This window comes from Bradyrhizobium sp. STM 3561, from assembly GCF_045571455.1.
GTDB classification, from domain to species: Bacteria; Pseudomonadota; Alphaproteobacteria; order Rhizobiales; family Xanthobacteraceae; genus Bradyrhizobium; species Bradyrhizobium vignae.
Map to the genome: position 1 here is coordinate 4,237,263 of NZ_CP120695.1, position 16,696 is coordinate 4,253,958.

The window sequence follows — 16,696 nt, forward strand, 5'->3', positions numbered from 1 at the left end:
TCACATCCCGATCGAGGCGAAGAAGATGGCGAACACGCCGTCCATGACGATGACGAAGAAGATGCCCTTCACGACCGACGCCGTGGTGTGTTGTCCCAGCGATTCCGCGCTGCCCTGCACGGCGAGCCCTTCGACGCAGGCGACGATGCCGATCACGGCGGCCATCACCGGCGCCTTGACGATGCCGACGATGAAATGATCGATCGAGATGGCGTCGCGCAGGCGCAACAGGAAGGCCTCCGGCTGCACGCCACCATAGAGCCAGGCAACCAGACCGCCGCCATAGAGCGCGGCCATCGCGCCGAGGAAGGCAAGGATCGGCAGCGCCAGCACCAGCGCCATCATGCGCGGCAGCACCAGGACCTCGATCGGATCGAAGCCCATGGTACGCAGCGCGTCGATCTCCTCGCGCATCTTCATCGAGCCGAGCTCGGCGGTGTAGGCGCTGCCGGAGCGGCCCGCGACCATGATCGCGACCAGGAGCACGCCGATCTCGCGCAGCACCAACACGCCGAGCATGTCGACGACGAAGATGTCGGCGCCGAAGCGGCGGAAATGGAAGATGCCCTGTTGCGCGATGATGCAGCCGATCAGGAAGGTGATCAGCACGATGATCGGCACCGCGCGCCAGCAGACCTGCTCCATGTGATGCACGGTCGAGGTCAGGCGGAACGAGCGCGGATGGATCAGGACGCGAAAGCCCGCAGCGAGCACCGCGCCGAGCATGTCGACGAGGCCTGCCACCGTGCCGGCGAGGCCGGCCACCGCCCGGCCGATCTGCTCCAGCATGCCGGTGATGGTGATGGGGCTGCGGTCGATCACGGGGGTCGCCCGCACCCGCCGCACCTCGTCGACCAGGCTCGAATAATTGGCGGAGAGCCCGGCGATCTGCGGCTCGACCGCGCCCGTGGTCAGGCTGCGGCGCAGCCGCTCGATCAGCCAGGCTCCGAACGTGTCGAGCTTGGCGATCTCGGACACGTCGATGAAGATGCTTTGCGGACTGCCGCCGAGCTTCTCGGCGTCGGCCACCATCCGTTCCAGGACCGGCGCAAAGCTCGCGGTCCAGGTTCCGGTGGCGCGGAGTGCCAGCGCGTTGCCCTTCGCAATCCGCTCCAGCTTCGGATCGCTACTCAAGACGTCCGCTCCCGTGCCGGGGCGGAGAAAATCAGATGGTTGCGCACGCGCCCTTACCCAGAGAAGGTATCCCCAAGTGGTTAATGTTAGTTGCTAGAGGTAACTAGCAGGTTCAGATTTCGCCAGAGTTCAAAATGACTTCCAGCAAACTTGTGGCTCTGGCGGCGCGAATCGAGCGCTTCCCGATCGCCGGCAGCTTTACCATCAGCCGGGGGGCGAAAACCGAGGCCGTGACGGTCGTCGCGGAGGTCAGCCGCGGCGGCCTGACCGGCCGCGGCGAGTGCGTGCCCTATCCCCGTTACGGCGAGACGCCCGAGGCGACGCTCGCCGCCATCCAGGCCATGCAGGGGGCCGTAGCGGGCGGGCTGACGCGGCAGGCCCTCCAGGCCGCCATGCCGCCCGGTGCGGCCCGCAATGCCCTTGATTGCGCCCTGATCGACCTGGAGGCCAAGGCGGCCGGCCTGCGCGCCTGGAACCTGCTGGATCGCCCCGTGCCGGGCGAGCGCACCACGGCCTACACGATCTCGTTAGGTGCCCCCGAGGCCATGGCCGCCGCGACCGCCAAAGCGGCGCACCGGCCGCTGCTCAAGATCAAGCTCGGCGGCGACGGCGATCCCCAACGCATCGCCGCCGTGCGCAGGGCCGCCCCCGAATCCCAGCTGATCGTCGATGCCAATGAAGCGTGGACCGAAGCCAATCTGGAGCACAACCTCGCCGCCTGCGCCGCCGCCGGCGTCACCCTGGTGGAGCAGCCGCTGCCATCAGGCAAGGACGAGGCGCTGGCGCGGATCAAGCGGCCGCTCGCGGTCTGCGCCGACGAGAGCGTGCATGACCGCTCCTCGCTGGCACCGCTGCGCGAACGCTACGACGCCGTGAACATCAAGCTCGACAAGACCGGCGGTCTCACCGAGGCGCTGGCCATGGCCGATGCCGCGCAGGCGCTCGGCTTCGAGATCATGATCGGCTGCATGGTCGCGACCTCGTTGTCGATGGCCCCCGCCATGCTGGTGACGCCGCAGGCGCGCTTCGTCGATCTCGACGGCCCGCTTCTGCTCGCGCGCGACCGCGACCACGGCCTGCGTTATGACGGCAGCCTGGTCTATCCGCCGGACGCCTCGCTCTGGGGATGAGCCGAGAATCGGTGCCGCGCCGACCAGATCACCAGCGCGCCGGCCGCGGCCATCGCCGCCATGACGTAGTACAGGCCATCGCCGATGCGGGCGTAGATCGCGCCTGACGCGATCGAGGTCGCAGCGCCCAAGAGCCCGTTGCAGGCGGCATAATAGCCCTGCCCCCGCGCGATCTGATGCGGGGGCACGCGCTGCACCAGCAGATTCATGGTGCCGACGATGGTCATGCCGAAGGTGAGGCCGTGGCCGAGCTGCACGATCGCGAGCAGCGCGAGCGGCGGCTCGTTGGCGGTGACGGTCCAGCGCAGCACGGCGGCCAGGCCCCCGATCGCCATCATGGTGGAGGGATGCAGCGAGAAGCGCGGCGACAGCGCGAACACGACGATCTCGGCGATCACGCCCAGTGTCCACAGGCCCGCGATGGTCAGCCCGCTGATGCCATGGAGCTGCCAGTTGATGGCCGAGAAGGTGTAATAGGCGACGTGGCTGCCCTGGATCAGCGCGGCCGAGGCGATGATGGCCCAGAAGCCGGCATCGCGCAGCAGCGCCGTGTTGGCGCGCGCTTCGGCGCTCTTGCGCCTGATGTCGTCGAGCGGCTGAAGCAACAGGCTGGCAAGGATCGCAACGACCGCCCAGGCCACGATGACCCAGATCAGATCGCGCGCCGCGATGACGTCGACGAGATAGCCGCAGGCGAGCGAACCCGCGGCGAAGGCCGCCGAGCCCCACAGCCGCAAGGGCCCGTAGTCGAGCCCATAACGGGCAACGCCGCGCAGCGCATAGGCATCGGTCAGCGGCATCGTCGGCGTCCACAGCACGCAGGTCAGCGCATAGATCAGGAACAGCGCCAGCGGCTGCTGTTGTAGTCCAACCGCTGTGAAGCCGATCGCGGTCGCCAGCACCGACACCATCATGGCGGCGCGAATGGCCCGTCGCTTTTCGGCAAACGCCGTGACCTGCGGCAGCGTGGTGAAGCGCGTGATCGCCGGCAGCGTGTTGATGAGACCGATCCAGGCCGCGTCCACGCCGATCGCCTTCAGCCAGACCGGAAAGAACGGCAGATGCGTGCCCGAAACCGCGAAGACCGCCGAATAGAACAGCGCGAGGCTCACGGCAAATCGCCGCTTCTTCGCTGCCGCGATGGGGATTTGTGATTCGGGCTGCATCAAACCAATTGCGATTCGGTCGATATCGTGGTGATCGTTACAGTAACGCGCACTGATTTGCGCGACGAGATTGTCATGGCCAACGAAGCATTCGCCCTCTCGCCCATGTCTGCCCGCGCGGCCGAGCCGAACGAGCAGGATTACGACGCGATCCGCGAAGCTTTCATGGAGACCGCGCGCGGCCGCTGGTTCCTCGGCGAATATGCCAAGCGCAACCGCAATGCGGACACCCGCATGGTGCTGGACGCGGTCGCGAAAATCGAAGAAACCCTTGCGGCACAGCGGCAACCCGTTGTCGAGGACCGCCTGCCGGAGGCGCTGGTCGAGATCCGCCGCGCCATCCGCGAGGCCGAGACGATCGCAATCGCGGCATTCGATCCCGCCGCGATCGAGGCGAGCCTCGCGCCGATCCCGCGCGGGGTTCGCATCATCAAGGAGATCTCCTGGCGCTGGCGCGAGATCGGCGCCGACGGGCGAATCTGCGACCTCATTGATTCGCAGCTCGCCTCGATCGAGGCCGCCTGCGGACAGATTTCGACCCTCGACCCTCGCGCCGAGCTCAAGGCTGCGTTCGATCTGCTGAGGGAGCGGATCGAGCAGACCGAGGGCGGCGCAGCGTCGCAGGCAGAGCATCCCTCGCCGGCGCCGGGGCAGTCAGCGCCCTCCGCCGTGGCGGAAGCTGCGCCTGCGCAAGCCGCGCCCGCCGCGATGGCGAGCGAAGCTCCCGTGGCCTTTACGGAGGCGCTGCAGGACGTCGCGGCCGCTGGCGAGGCCGAAGCAGCGCTTGAGAAAGCCGGCAGCGCGGAAGCATTCGCAGTGGCCGAGCAGGCCATGGATGCGACCATCGCGCCGGACATCGCTGGAAGCGAGCGAGCGCCGGACGAGGTCGCGGTTGGAGACGTCGCTCTTGAAGAGCCCGCCGCCGTCCTGGAGGTCACGGACGAGTTCTCGCTCGACGCCGCCGCGGAAGCCGAGGACGAAGCCATCCTCGAGGCCATCGCGCTGGAGATGGCGGCGCCCGATCCTCAGTTCGACGAGATCATCGAGCCGGTCGAGATGGCCGGCGCAACTCCGCGGCCGATGGCTGCGGAGCCCGTTGCGGTCGAGCTTCCGGAGGCGGTCGTACCGGACCCCGTCGCCGCCGCGATCGCGGAAGAGCCCGCAGCGGACGCACCGATTGCGAGGGACTCGCTCGCGCGCCTCACCGACGCCATCGCGGAAGCCGCCGCCGAAGTGATGGAGCAGCAGGCCCCAGCCATGGCGGCGACGGCAACGTTCGCCGCAGGGCCGACCGCGACGCTGCCGATGCCCTCGCCCCTGCCCACGTCTTCCCCCGAGCCCTCGCTCGGCGCCACCATCCTCGCCAGCGGCATCTTGCAAAAGCCCCGCACCGCCGCCAACGACCCGCTCGCGCCGATCCGCCGCATGACCCAGGCCGAGAAGATCGCGTTCTTCTCGTAAGAGACTACGCTCTCTCCACACCGTCATTGCGAGCGCAGCGAAGCAAATCCAGACTGCCGCCGCGGAAAGATACTGGATTGCTTCGCTACGCTCGCAATGACGAGCCTGGCAATTCCGTCATCCCCGCGAGAACGGCTTCGCCGTTGCGCGGGGTAACGGTGGTGGATGAGTACTCACGATGACGGCGATCAGCCACTCACCCGCAATTCCACACCGCACCGATCGGCGTGCGCGTCCAGCACGGGCCAAAGCTGCCGCCATTGTAGCGGCCGCCGCCGAAGCCAGGGCGGCCGAAATAGTGCCACTCGCCATCCCAGCGGTAATACTGGGGAACCGGGTCGATGTACCAATGGCGGCGGTCGCTGCGCGCGAGACGCCGCATCGCGTCCTTCTGCTTGTAGAGCGGAATGCTGTTGCTCAGCGGCTGGCGATAGCCCGGCAGGAAGCCGTAGCCCTTCCAGACCGGCTTGGGACGCTTTTGCACGGGCTCAGCGGGCGCGACGGCGGGCAGCAGCGACAGGATGACAGCAACGAAGAGACACACAAGGCGAGACATGGATCGACCATAGACAGGCGGATGCGAGAAGGCCACTCAAATTCGAGTGCGAGGCTTTTCGCCGCCTCGATCAATATCCCGCACACGCAGCCATGCCGGCTTTCGCGGAATCGTTATGCGTTGGCTCGCGGCGATCGGGCGGCTGGACCGATCTGATGACGTCCCCCGGCTGATCGCGCCCATCCGAAACGCGGGAAGCCCGACCATCGTGCTAGAATTGATCCGACCTGTCAGCACTGCGTTGCTGTACTGTCTGCTTCGCTATTCGTGGTGCCCTGTCGGAAGGAGCACACATGTCCACGGCGATCTCGACGCTCGGCGGGGTAGGTCTCTTCCTGCTCGGCATGACCGTGATGACGGAGGGCCTGAAGACACTGGCCGGCTCTGCGCTACGCACGGTGCTCGGCAAGGCTGCATCGACGCCGCTGGTTGGCTCGTTCTGGGGGGCCTTGGTCACACTGCTGGTGCAGTCCTCAAGCGCAACGACCATGACGACGATCGGGCTCGTCAGCGCCGGCCTCTTGACCTTCCAGCAAGGGTTGAGCCTCGTCTTCGGCGCGAATATCGGCACCACCGGGACCGGCTGGCTGGTCGCGCTGATCGGCGTCCGCGTCTCGCTCACGGCCGCGGCGCTGCCGATGATCTTCGTCGGCGCGCTGACCAAGCTTCTCGGCAGCGGACGAATCTCCGGGGTCGGCGCCGCGCTCGCCGGCTTCGGACTTGTGCTGTTCGGCTTGACGACCCTGCAGCAGGGCATGGGCGGGCTGGCTGAACGATTGCACCCGGCGGATCTGCCCGCAGTCCTCGGCAGTCCCGGGGTGTCATGGTGGTCGGGCCTCTTCGGCGTGCTGGCACTGGTCGTGATCGGATTGGTCATGACCGCGCTGATGCAATCGTCGACGGCCGCGATCGCGGTGACCCTGTCCGCCTATTTCGCGGGCGCGATCGGGTTGGACCAGGCCTGCGCCCTGATCATCGGCCAGAACATCGGAACAGCGACGAGTTCCGCCCTGGCCGCAATCGGCGCGAGCCCGACCGCGAAGCGGCTGGCCATCGCCTACGTTCTTTTCAAGCTGATTGCCGCACTCATCGCTTTGGTTGCTTTTCCCATAGTAACGCCCATGCTGCTGCGCGCCTCTGACACGATCGACGGCGTCACCCTGCTGGCCGGCTACCACACGGCCTTCAACGTCGTCGGCGTCGCGGTCCTGCTGCCCCTGATCAACCCGTTCACGCGACTGGCCGAACGAATTCTGCCCGAGCGCGGCTCGCCGCTGACGCGATGTCTCGATCCTTCGGCGCTTGGGACCCCGATCGTGGCGGTGGAAGCGGTACGGCGCACGATCGCGCGCGTGCTCTTGACGGTGTGCAGTTCGGTCGAGGCGAAACTTGCCCGCCGCGCTGGATCGATACGCCTGGGGAAGGACGCTGTATCCGTAGAGGAGGCGGCCGATGCCGTGCGCCAGGCACAAATATTCCTGTCGGATGTAGCTGGACCGCCTGAGACCGACGACGAGCAACAGCGTCTGACGAGCACGCTGCTCGCCCTCGACCACGCGTCCCGGCTGACGGACCTCGCAAGTGAAGGAAACAATTTCGCTTCGGTGGCAGGCGGACCGGAGGACATCCGCGCCGGAGAGCTATGTGCCGAAATCATGCGAAGCGCGGCTGCGATTGCGCGCGGCGTGGCGGCGCCGCCCCGCGCCGACGGATCGCCGCACTCCGTACCCGCCTCGCGTGCCGGCGACGCCATGGCCGGTCCGCGCGCCGCCCCGCCCGACGAGGCGATCGCCGAGCTCGAGCGTTGTACGACACAGCTCGCCGAAATGCTGCGCGCCCATCGCAGTGCGACGCTCGGTGCGGTGGCCAATGGGACCCTGACCGCCGACGCCGCCCTGCTTCGTGTCGAGGCGGTGCGAAACCTCGAAGCCCTATCGCAGCACGCCTGGCGCTCGGCGGTTCATCTGGTGGGACAGGGCTAGCGCGGAGATATGTTCAAACAGCCTGAAGCGCGATGACCGTTCGCACCACTCATCGCGATTCAGATCACGCCCTTCCTGATCAGGAAGCAGCCATAGCCCCTGCTGTCGCCGACCTGCACCACGCCAACTCGGCCGCTGCCGCGCGATAGAAATCCGGACGCGAGAGCTTGCCGGGCGTGACCGCGCGCCCGGCGGCGCGCGCGATCTCCGCCAGCACCGCGCGCTGCACCTCGGGCACGCGATCGGGATCGTCCACCGGCATCATCACGCGCACCGGATCCGGATCGAAGTCGTCGAGCGGATAGACCGACATGATGGCGCGGATGGCGGTCTCCATGTTCATGCCCGGCAGCTGGATCAGGCGCTGCGACGTCGTGCCCTGCGCGATGCGGGTCGCGGGGTGATTGGCGTCGACGAAAACGAGGTCGTCGCCGTGGCCCATGGAGGCGAGCAGCCAGAGCAAGTCGGGCGTCAGGAGCGGATCGATCGATTTCAGCATGTGACGGACTATCCTCCCCAATCAGTCGAGAACCATAGCAGGTTCCGAGCGTGATTCAGATCACTTAAGGCCACCATGGTGACAGGGATCACGGACCGCAAGCTCGAACGCGGCCAAGCTTCCTCGCGACCAATCTCGCATCGAGATGAGTGCCAGAGGAGCACGCCATGTTCCGCCTAAAGCCTTTCCTGATGACTGCGGGTCTCCTGGGAAGCCTATTCGGTTTCGCCTGCGGGCCCGTGTCCGCGCAAGTCGCACCGGCCCAGCCGGCTCCCACCGCCCTGCAAGGCCCGGAGCAGCGGGTGGCGCTGGTGATCGGCAATGCGCGTTACCAGAACGCGACGCAACTTGCGAACCCCGACGATGATGCGCAATCGATGGCGCAGTTCCTGAACTCCGCCGGCTTCGAAGTGGTCGCCGCGACCGATCTGACCCAGAACGACATGATCCGCGTGGTCCAGGACTTTTCCGCGAAGGTCGCCTCACGCGGTCCGAACACGGTGGCGATGATCTATTACGCCGGCCACGGCGTGCAGCTCGCCGGAGAGAACTATCTCGTTCCGGTCGATGCGAAGGTCTCCAGCCCGACCGAGCTCGTCAACAATTCGGTGCGCCTCGTCGACGTGATGTCGACGCTGGAGACGATCCCGAGCCGCATGCGCATCGTCATCCTCGATGCCTGCCGCAACAACCCCTTCCCTCAAGTCAACGACGCCGGCCGCGGCCTTGCCATCGTCGATGCGCCGAACGGCTCGATCGTCGGCTACTCGACCGCGCCGGGCGCCGAAGCGCTCGACGGCACCAATGGTCACAGCCCTTATACGCAGGCGTTCCTGAACATCGCTCGCGAACCCAACGTGCCGATCGAGCAGCTGTTCAAGCGCGTGCGCCTGCAGGTCAATCAGGCCACCAGCGGCGCGCAGATCCCGTGGGAGAGCTCGTCGCTGACGAGCGACTTCACCTTCTTCGGTGACACCGCGGTTGCGGCCAACCGTGCGCCGGTGAATGCACCCGTGGTGCAGATGGCCTCCAACCTGCCGAGCCGCTCGACCCGCCAGGCCTATGACTACGTCGTGTCCGAGGGCCGGCCGGAGTACTATCAGGAGTTCATCCGGATGTATCCGCACGACCCGCTGTGCGACCACATCCGCTGGCTGCTCAATAACCTCCTGATCTCGCAGGCCTGGCACATGGCAGTGCTCGCCAACTCGCCGCTCGGCTATAAGAACTTCTATGACAGCTACGGCAACAGCCCCTACGCGCAGGTCGCGCTGAAGCTCGAGGCCCAGCCGAAGCAGATCCCCCTGATGCAGCCGACCAAGTTCCTGGCGCCGCAGAACATTGCCCCGGTCTTCAAGATGGGCAATCTCGGCCAGCCCAAATACATGCCGCTGATGCAGGGCAATGGTGGCGCGCAGATCAGTGGAAATCTGCCGGTCGTGCAGAAGCCGGTCGACGGCAACGTCATCGGCAAGCTCGGCAATGGCGGCCAGATCGTCAATCTGCCGGCGCCGACCAACACGACCAACGGCAAGGTCGGCATCGGCAAGATCGTGACCCTGCCCGCGACCAACGACAAGCCGGGCGCCGGCAACGGCACCCCGGGCAAGATCGTGAGCATGCCCGTGAATGTCGGCAAAGGCGGCACGAAGGTCGACGTGAAGCCAGTCAATGTTCAGACGCAGAACCAGCCGATCCGCGTCATCACCGGCATCGTGAAGCCGGTGAACAAGGTGCAGGTGCAGAACAACGTACAGACCAATCGTCCGCAGCTCAACACGATGCCGAACCGCATGGCCAACAGCAGCAACAACTTCCGGCAGTCGATGAACCAGGCGCCGAGCATGAATGACGGCGGCAACCGTCGCGGCGGATTCATGCACTGATTGCGCAAGGCGCGCATGAGAAAGGGGGCAGAGCGGCGACGCTCTGCCCCTTCTTAACGTGGGGAGTAGACATCAGGTCTGGTCGCCAAGGGCTAAAGCGCGATGAGATTTGGATGAATCGTCATCGCGCTTTAGCTTGTTGTTTACGCATGATCTTTCCGGAAAACCGCTTCGCACTTTTCCGGATCATGCTTTAGCTGCCCACCTCTCCCGTACGGAGAGGTCGGATCGCATCGACAGATGCGATCCGGATGAGGGGATCTGGTCTCACTGGATGCCGCGGCCCCTCACCCGGATTGCTCAGGCGCGCAATTGCGCGCCATAGCAATCCGACTTCTCCCCGTCGGGGAGAGGTGGACCGAGCTCCCTCGGTCCGTTCAGTCAGAAATCAGGCCACCAGCTCGGCGAACAGATCCGCATCGACATTGCCGCCGGAGAGCACGATGACGACGTTCTTCCCAGAGACATCGAGCCGGCCCGCGAGTAGCGCGGCGAGGCCGACGGCGCCGCCGGGCTCCACCACCAGCTTCAGCTCGCGATAGGCGAACGCCACGGCCGCGCCGACTTCCTTGTCCGAAGCCGTGACGCCGCGCGCCAGGAGCTTGCTGTTGATCGCAAAGGTCATCTCGCCCGGCATCAGGGCCATCAGCGCATCGCAGATTGTGCGCCCCGCCGGCGGGTGCGGCTCGCGATGGCCGGCGGTCAGCGAAATGCCGTGATCGTCGAATGCCTCGGGCTCGGCCACCACGATCTCGGCTGACGGATAGCGCGCCTTCACCGCCGTGGCGACGCCCGCGATCAGGCCGCCGCCGGAGGCCGGCGCCACCACGACGTCGGGGCTGAGGCCGAGCGTTGCCATGTCTTCCGCAATCTCGCGGCCGGCGGTGCCCTGCCCTGCGATCACGAAGGGATCGTCATAGGGTTTAACAAGTGTTGCGCCGCGTTTCTCGGCGATGCCGCGCGAGATCGCCTCGCGGTCGTCCTTGTCGCGATCGTAAAGCACGACCTCGGCGCCGTAGGATTTGGTGCGCTCGCGCTTTGACAACGGCGCATCCGCGGGCATCACGATGGTCGCCTGCATATCGAGAATTTTTGCCGCGGCCGCCACGCCCTGGGCGTGGTTGCCGGAGGAGAACGCGACGACGCCGCCGGCACGCTTGTCCTGCGGAATCGAGAACACCTTGTTGAACGCGCCACGGAACTTGAAGGAGCCGGTCCGCTGGAGCATCTCCGGCTTCAGGAACACCTTTGCGCCAACGCGCTCGTTGAGCACGGGGAAGGACAACAGCGGGGTGCGGATGGCGTAAGGCGCGATCACGCGCGCCGCGGCATCGATGTCGGCAGGGCCGACCGGAAGGGCCTGTTCGGTCATGGCGGAATGTTATCGCGGCCGGTCAGGCCCGGGCAAGACACCTCCGCGAGAGGATTTTCTCCGCAGCGTTTTCGAGCGAAGTGGCTACCGGTTCGCGTGAAGAAAACGCGTCAAAACAAGAATCTAGAGCCAATTCGATCCATCGGATCGAAATAGCTCTAGGCGACCTGGCGCGGCTGTTCCGCGCCGGTCCGGCCGGGCAGCACCGCGCCGACCGCCAGGATGCTGTCGATGAAGACCCGCGCCGAGGCTTCCCAGGTGTAATTGGCGGCAAACGCGACGCAGTCCTGCCGGGAGATGTCGAGTGCGGCGAAGCAGGCATTGCGCAGATCATGATCGAGCGCGCCGACCGGCGCGTCGCCGATCACGTCGCGCGGCCCCTTCACGGGGAAGGCCGCAACCGGCAGGCCGCTCGCCAGCGCTTCCAGCAGGACCAGGCCGAAAGTGTCGGTCTTGCTGGGGAACACGAACACGTCGGCGGCCGCATAGATATCCGCCAGTTCCTCGCCATGCTTCTCGCCGAGGAAGATCGCATCGGGATAGGCCTCTTCCAGCGAGGCGCGCGCCGGGCCGTCGCCGACGACCACCTTGGTGCCGGGCAGGTCGAGGTCCAGGAACGCCTCGAGATTCTTCTCCACCGCGACCCGCCCCACCGACAGGAATACGGGCGCCGGCAGGCAGAGATCAATGACGCGGGGATGGAACAGCCTTGTGTCCACGCCGCGCGGCCACAGCACGACGTTGTCGAAACCGCGCCCGGTCAATTCGCGCGCGAGCGCAGGGGTCGCCGCCATCACGGCGCGGCTGGGGCTGTGGAAACGGCGCAGCGCCCGCCAGATCAGCGAACCCGGCACCGGCACGCGGGCGCGGACATATTCGGGAAAGCGGGTGTGGAAACTGGTGGTGAACGGCAGCCTGCGCTGGCGGCAATAGCGGCGGACCATCAGACCGATCGGCCCCTCGGTCGCAATATGGATGCTGTCGGGCCGCGCCTCTTCGATCAGCCGCGCGATCCGCGCCGGACGCGGCATGGCGAGGCGCAAATCGCGATAGCTCGGCATCGCGAAGGTGCGGAATGATTGCGGCGTCAGGAACGAGAATTCGACGCCAACACCTTCAACGCGAAGCGCCTTGGCGGCGTCAGCAAGCTTGGTCAGCGTCCGAACCACACCGTTGACTTGCGGGTGCCAGGCGTCGGTCGCGACCAGGATGCGCATCAGGCCGCCCTTGCCGCGACCTGTGGCACCGGCACCGGCTTCCGCAACTGATCCGCCCAGGTGATGATCTCGAAATGGCCATCATCATGTTCGACGAGGGCCGTGCAGCTCTCGACCCAGTCGCCGCAATTCATGTAGCGGATGCCGGCCTCGTCGCGGATGACGGCGTAGTGGATGTGGCCGCAGATCACGCCATCGGCCTCATGGCGCCGTGCCTCGGCGGCGAGTGCCTGCTCGAACGCGCCGATATAATTGACGGCGTTCTTGACCTTCTGCTTGGCCCATTGCGACAGCGACCAATAGGGCACGCCGAACATGCGCCGGAAGAAGTTGACGAAGCGATTCATCTGGATCGCGAAGTCGTAGGCCTTGTCGCCGAGATGGGCGAGCCAGCGCGCGTTCTGCACCACGAGATCGAAGATGTCGCCGTGGATGACGAGATAACGCTTGCCGTCCACGCCGGTGTGGACGGTGTTCTCGACCACGTCGATGCCGCCGAAATGCGTGCCGTAATAATTGCGCAGGAACTCGTCGTGATTGCCGGGAATGTAGATGATCTTGGCACCCTTGCGCGCCTTGCGCAGAAGCTTCTGGACGAGGTCGTTGTGCGATTGCGGCCAGTGCCAGCTCGATTTCAGCGCCCAGCCGTCGACGATGTCGCCGACGAGATAGATGGTGTCGGCATCATGATAGCGCAGGAAGTCGAGCAGAAGATCGGCTTGAGAACCGCGGGCTCCGAGATGGACATCGGAGATGAACAGCGTGCGAAAGCGCCGCTCGGGGCTCTCGTCACTCACATCGTAACTTCCCATGCGCCAGCCTGTAACAATGTCCCGTGACAGGGGGATGACCGATTGAACCTTGAGGCACCTCAGATACGAATCAAACTTCGCCTCGCCCTGCCCCGCGAATATCAGTCGCATGCGACAATCAGGCGACATGGCGCCGCAGGCGGTGCCGGCAGCAATCCTGTCCTCCCCTGGAGCCCCGGAGTGGGAGGGTGAACTAGCCCCACGCGAGCCGCGCTAAACCGATGAACGGGCGCGCTTCCGCGGGCCCCAGCGTCAGTAGAACTTGTGGAAATGATGGATCGGCGCGTGGCCGTGCCCGACGCTGAAGCGGTCGGCGGCGCCGATCGCGGCGCTGATCCAGGCCTTGGCGTTGCGCACGGCGTTTTCCAGGCCCTCGCCCTTGGCCAGCCCCGCGGCGATGGCTGAGGACAACGAACAGCCCGTCCCATGGGTGTTCTTGGTGGGGAGGCGCGGCGCGGCGAGCGCGATCGTGGTGTCGGCACCGACCAGATAATCGATGCTCTCCGCGCCCTCCCCATGGCCGCCCTTGACCAGGACGGCGCGGCAGCCGAGCGACAGCAGGCGGCGGCCCTGGCTTTCGATCTCGGCCTCGCTTGCGGCCATCGGCTCGTCGAGCAGGGCCGCGGCTTCCGGCAGGTTCGGCGTGATCACGGTGGCCAGCGGTATCAGCTTGGTGCGCAGGGCGTCGACGGCCTCGGAGGCCAGCAGGCGGTCGCCGGACGTTGCCACCATCACGGGATCGAGCACGACGTGCCGGAACGCCCAGCGCGACAGCGCGGCCGCGATCGCATCTATGCTGGCGGCCTGGGCCACCATGCCGATCTTCACCGCGCCGACTTCGAGATCGGAGAACACCGCGTCCATCTGTGCGGTGACGAACTCGGCCGGCGCCGCGTGAATGCCGGTGACGCCGCGCGTGTTCTGCGCCGTCAGCGCCGTGATCACGGATGCGCCGTAGACGCCGAGCGCGGCGAAGGTCTTCAGGTCCGCCTGGATGCCGGCGCCGCCGCTCGAATCGGAGCCGGCGATGGTGAGTGCGACCGGGGTCGTCATCGCCGGATACATTTGCTTGAGGACGCCGCCATGGCCTCTCCTAGCGCGCCCATGGAACAGCAGCAAGCGTTGCCGATTCGCAAACCCGTCGCGCAGCGCGCGAATCAGTCGGGCAAGGCGCGGCCAGGAGCCCGCAATCATGCGGGCTTGAAAAATGCAACCTTGCCGCTCCCTTGGTATAGTCTCTAACCTTAGCGTGCTTCGCCGGTTGCGTGAGACACAGGTGGTGGAACTGTCCAGCGACACCGACGTTGCAGGCCGCCGCGGCCCGCAAACCACCTGGAACAGAACCTTGGGGTGGAACGATGTGGGCCTTCTTCGAACGTCTCCTCGACTCGTCCATGCTTTCGCCGCACGGCATCTGCCTGTTATGGGAGCCGGAGCTGATCGGGCTTCACGTCGTTTCCGACGCCTGCATCGCCGCCGCTTATTTCTCGATCCCCTTTGCCCTTGCCATCCTCGTCACCAAGCGGCGCGACCTCAAGTTCGGCTGGGTCTATTGGGCGTTTGCGATCTTCATCATGGCCTGCGGCCTGACCCATGTGCTGTCGATCTATACGCTCTGGGTTCCGGTCTACGGCATCGAGGGCCTCGTCAAGGCAGCCACGGCGGTCGCGTCGGTCCTCACCGCCGCTGCGCTCTGGCCGCTATTGCCGAAGATCCTGACGATCCCCTCGCCATTCGAGCTGCGGCAGGTCCAGGCCGCGCTCGAGGAGGAGGAAATCAAGAGCCGGGACGCCACGCTGCTGCTGCAACAGGTCCGGGACGCCCAGCGCGCGATGCGCGAGAGCGTTGCGCGCCTGACCGCGATCGTCGAGACCGCGGTCGACGGCGTCTTCCTGTTCGATGCGCAGGACCGCATCCTGCTGTTCAATCCGGCCTGCGAGCGCATGTTCGGCTACCGTGCCGACGAGGTGATGAACCGCAACGTCGGCATGCTGATGCCCGACGCTGATGCGGCACCCGCCGGCCAGGCGAGGCATTTCGCGACCGGCGGCGAGGCCATCGGCCTGCGCAAGGACGGCTCGACCTTTCCGGTGGACCTGTCGGTGGGCCAGGCGCGACAGGACGGCGAGTTGATCTTCGTCGGCATCGTCCACGACCTGACCGCGCGCAAGCTGACCGAGCAGCAGCTTCAGCAGGCGCAGAAGATGGAGACGGTCGGCCAGCTCTCCGGCGGCATCGCGCACGACTTCAACAACCTCCTGACCGTCATCATCGGCAATGCCGAGCACCTGAGCGAGCAGCTCAAGGAGAGGCCCGATCTCAGGCGCTTTGCCGACGACATCTGCCAGTCGGGCGAACGGGGAGCCGAGCTGACGCAGCGACTGCTCGCCTTCAGCCGCCGCCAGCTGCTCCAACCTCAGACGATCGATTGCCGGAGCCTGCTCGACTCCATGTTCAAGCTGCTCAAGCGCACCTTGCGCGAGGACATCGAGATCAGGACGACCTCCGGGCCCGGCACGATCCTGGCCTTTGCCGACCGCGCCCAGCTCGAATCCGCCGTGCTGAACCTCGCGCTCAACGCGCAGGATGCCATGCCATCGGGAGGACATCTGACGCTGAGCACGGAGTTGGCTGCGATCGACGACGACTATCGAGCCCTTCACCCTGAAGTCGCACCCGGTGCCTACGCGTTGATCTCGGTCACCGACGACGGCGAAGGCATGACGGCTGATGTCACCGCACGCGTCTTCGAGCCGTTCTTCACCACCAAAGAGGTCGGCAAGGGCTCCGGTCTCGGCCTCAGCATGGTCTATGGCTTTGCAAAGCAATCGGGCGGCCACGTCGCGATCTACAGCGAGGCGGGCCTTGGCACCACGGTCAGGATCTACCTGCCGCGCGCCAACGCCGGACAATCACAGCCCGATCTTCCCGACAGCGAGGCCGCGGCGCCGCGAGGCTACGAGACGATCCTGATCGTCGAGGACGATCCGTTCGTCCGCTCCTCCGTCATTCGCAGGGTGGAGGCGCTCGGATATCGCGTCATTGCCGCGGTCAAGGGCAAGGATGCCTTGCAGCAGCTGCGGAGCGATCCCAGCATCGACTTGCTGTTCACCGATGTCGTGATGCCCGGCGGCATGAGCGGCTGGGAGCTCGCCGATCAGGCGAGGCGCGTTCGTCCCGGTCTGCCGGTCCTGTTCACCTCGGGCTACGCGCTGGAGACCCTGGTCGAGCAGGGCCGCGCGCAGGCGCAAGCAATCGTGCTGACCAAGCCCTATCGCAAGGCCGAGCTCGCCGAGCGGCTCAGGGATGCGTTGGCAGCAGCAGTGGTCACGTCCTAAAGCCTGATCTGGACCCGGAGGGCCGCGTTAGCGCAAAGTTCGCAGCGGTTCTCCGAAAAGATCATGCTCAAACAACACCGGAAGCGCGATGACGAGCTGGCTCGGTCGCTTCGCGCTTCAGCGCCGCAGCCGAATGCACCCCG

At 66.1% G+C, this 16,696-nt stretch carries 12 protein-coding genes and 1 pseudogene; 5 read left to right on the forward strand and 8 right to left on the reverse strand.

All coding sequences use genetic code 11. The features are described 5' to 3' along the window. Complete coding sequence (locus P6U28_RS20240) at window positions 1-1,134, reverse strand: ABC transporter permease (RefSeq protein ID WP_122402382.1); 1,134 nt, start codon at window positions 1,132-1,134, stop codon at window positions 1-3. 134 nt (window positions 1,135-1,268) lie between these two features. Between P6U28_RS20240 and dgcA the strand changes: the two genes are divergently transcribed. Beyond that, window positions 1,269-2,264 carry an N-acetyl-D-Glu racemase DgcA gene (gene dgcA / locus P6U28_RS20245; protein ID WP_122402381.1) on the forward strand — a complete coding sequence of 332 codons (996 nt, stop codon included), beginning with the start codon at window positions 1,269-1,271 and terminating at the stop codon, window positions 2,262-2,264. On the opposite strand, the gene P6U28_RS20250 is transcribed toward dgcA, so the two are convergent. Then, a complete protein-coding gene (locus tag P6U28_RS20250; RefSeq protein WP_407119674.1) occupies window positions 2,234-3,430 on the reverse strand; it encodes an MFS transporter in 1,197 nt (398 codons plus the stop codon). The genes dgcA and P6U28_RS20250 overlap by 31 nt on opposite strands. A gap of 75 nt (window positions 3,431-3,505) precedes the next feature. Here P6U28_RS20250 and P6U28_RS20255 point away from each other — a divergent pair, with 75 nt between their 5' ends. Continuing rightward, complete coding sequence (locus P6U28_RS20255; RefSeq protein ID WP_407119675.1) at window positions 3,506-4,891, forward strand: hypothetical protein; 1,386 nt, start codon at window positions 3,506-3,508, stop codon at window positions 4,889-4,891. Between the two features lie 196 nt (window positions 4,892-5,087). On the opposite strand, the gene P6U28_RS20260 is transcribed toward P6U28_RS20255, so the two are convergent. After that, a complete protein-coding gene (locus tag P6U28_RS20260; protein WP_122402378.1) occupies window positions 5,088-5,447 on the reverse strand; it encodes a hypothetical protein in 360 nt (119 codons plus the stop codon). Window positions 5,448-5,740: 293 nt separating this feature from the next. On the opposite strand from P6U28_RS20260, the gene P6U28_RS20265 reads away from it, so the two are divergent. Further along, window positions 5,741-7,429 carry a Na/Pi cotransporter family protein gene (locus P6U28_RS20265; RefSeq protein ID WP_129146158.1) on the forward strand — a complete coding sequence of 563 codons (1,689 nt, stop codon included), beginning with the start codon at window positions 5,741-5,743 and terminating at the stop codon, window positions 7,427-7,429. A 59-nt stretch (window positions 7,430-7,488) separates the two neighbouring features. Here P6U28_RS20265 and P6U28_RS20270 read toward each other — a convergent pair. Beyond that, a pseudogene (locus P6U28_RS20270) lies at window positions 7,489-7,928 on the reverse strand (RbsD/FucU family protein). A 167-nt stretch (window positions 7,929-8,095) separates the two neighbouring features. On the opposite strand from P6U28_RS20270, the gene P6U28_RS20275 reads away from it, so the two are divergent. Next, window positions 8,096-9,814, forward strand: coding sequence for a caspase domain-containing protein (locus P6U28_RS20275; RefSeq protein WP_407119676.1), 1,719 nt, complete (start codon window positions 8,096-8,098; stop codon window positions 9,812-9,814). 388 nt (window positions 9,815-10,202) lie between these two features. Here P6U28_RS20275 and P6U28_RS20280 read toward each other — a convergent pair whose 3' ends face one another. The 4 genes from P6U28_RS20280 to thiD form a co-directional block, all read right to left on the reverse strand. Beyond that, window positions 10,203-11,186 (reverse strand): threonine/serine dehydratase, encoded by a 984-nt coding sequence (locus tag P6U28_RS20280; protein WP_129146161.1) that lies wholly within the window; start codon window positions 11,184-11,186, stop codon window positions 10,203-10,205. A 158-nt stretch (window positions 11,187-11,344) separates the two neighbouring features. Then, entirely contained in the window at window positions 11,345-12,403 is a 1,059-nt protein-coding gene (locus tag P6U28_RS20285; RefSeq protein ID WP_129146162.1) for a glycosyltransferase family 1 protein, read from the reverse strand. Next, entirely contained in the window at window positions 12,403-13,215 is an 813-nt protein-coding gene (locus P6U28_RS20290) for a UDP-2,3-diacylglucosamine diphosphatase (RefSeq protein WP_122402372.1), read from the reverse strand. Before P6U28_RS20290 ends, P6U28_RS20285 begins: the two co-directional genes overlap by 1 nt. Before the next feature lie 252 nt (window positions 13,216-13,467). Next, on the reverse strand, window positions 13,468-14,268 hold the full coding sequence (gene thiD, locus P6U28_RS20295; protein ID WP_407119677.1) for a bifunctional hydroxymethylpyrimidine kinase/phosphomethylpyrimidine kinase: 801 nt from the start codon (window positions 14,266-14,268) through the stop codon (window positions 13,468-13,470). A gap of 341 nt (window positions 14,269-14,609) precedes the next feature. Between thiD and P6U28_RS20300 the strand changes: the two genes are divergently transcribed. Continuing rightward, complete coding sequence (locus tag P6U28_RS20300) at window positions 14,610-16,553, forward strand: PAS domain S-box protein (RefSeq protein ID WP_407119678.1); 1,944 nt, start codon at window positions 14,610-14,612, stop codon at window positions 16,551-16,553. Window positions 16,554-16,696: the final 143 nt, after the last annotated feature.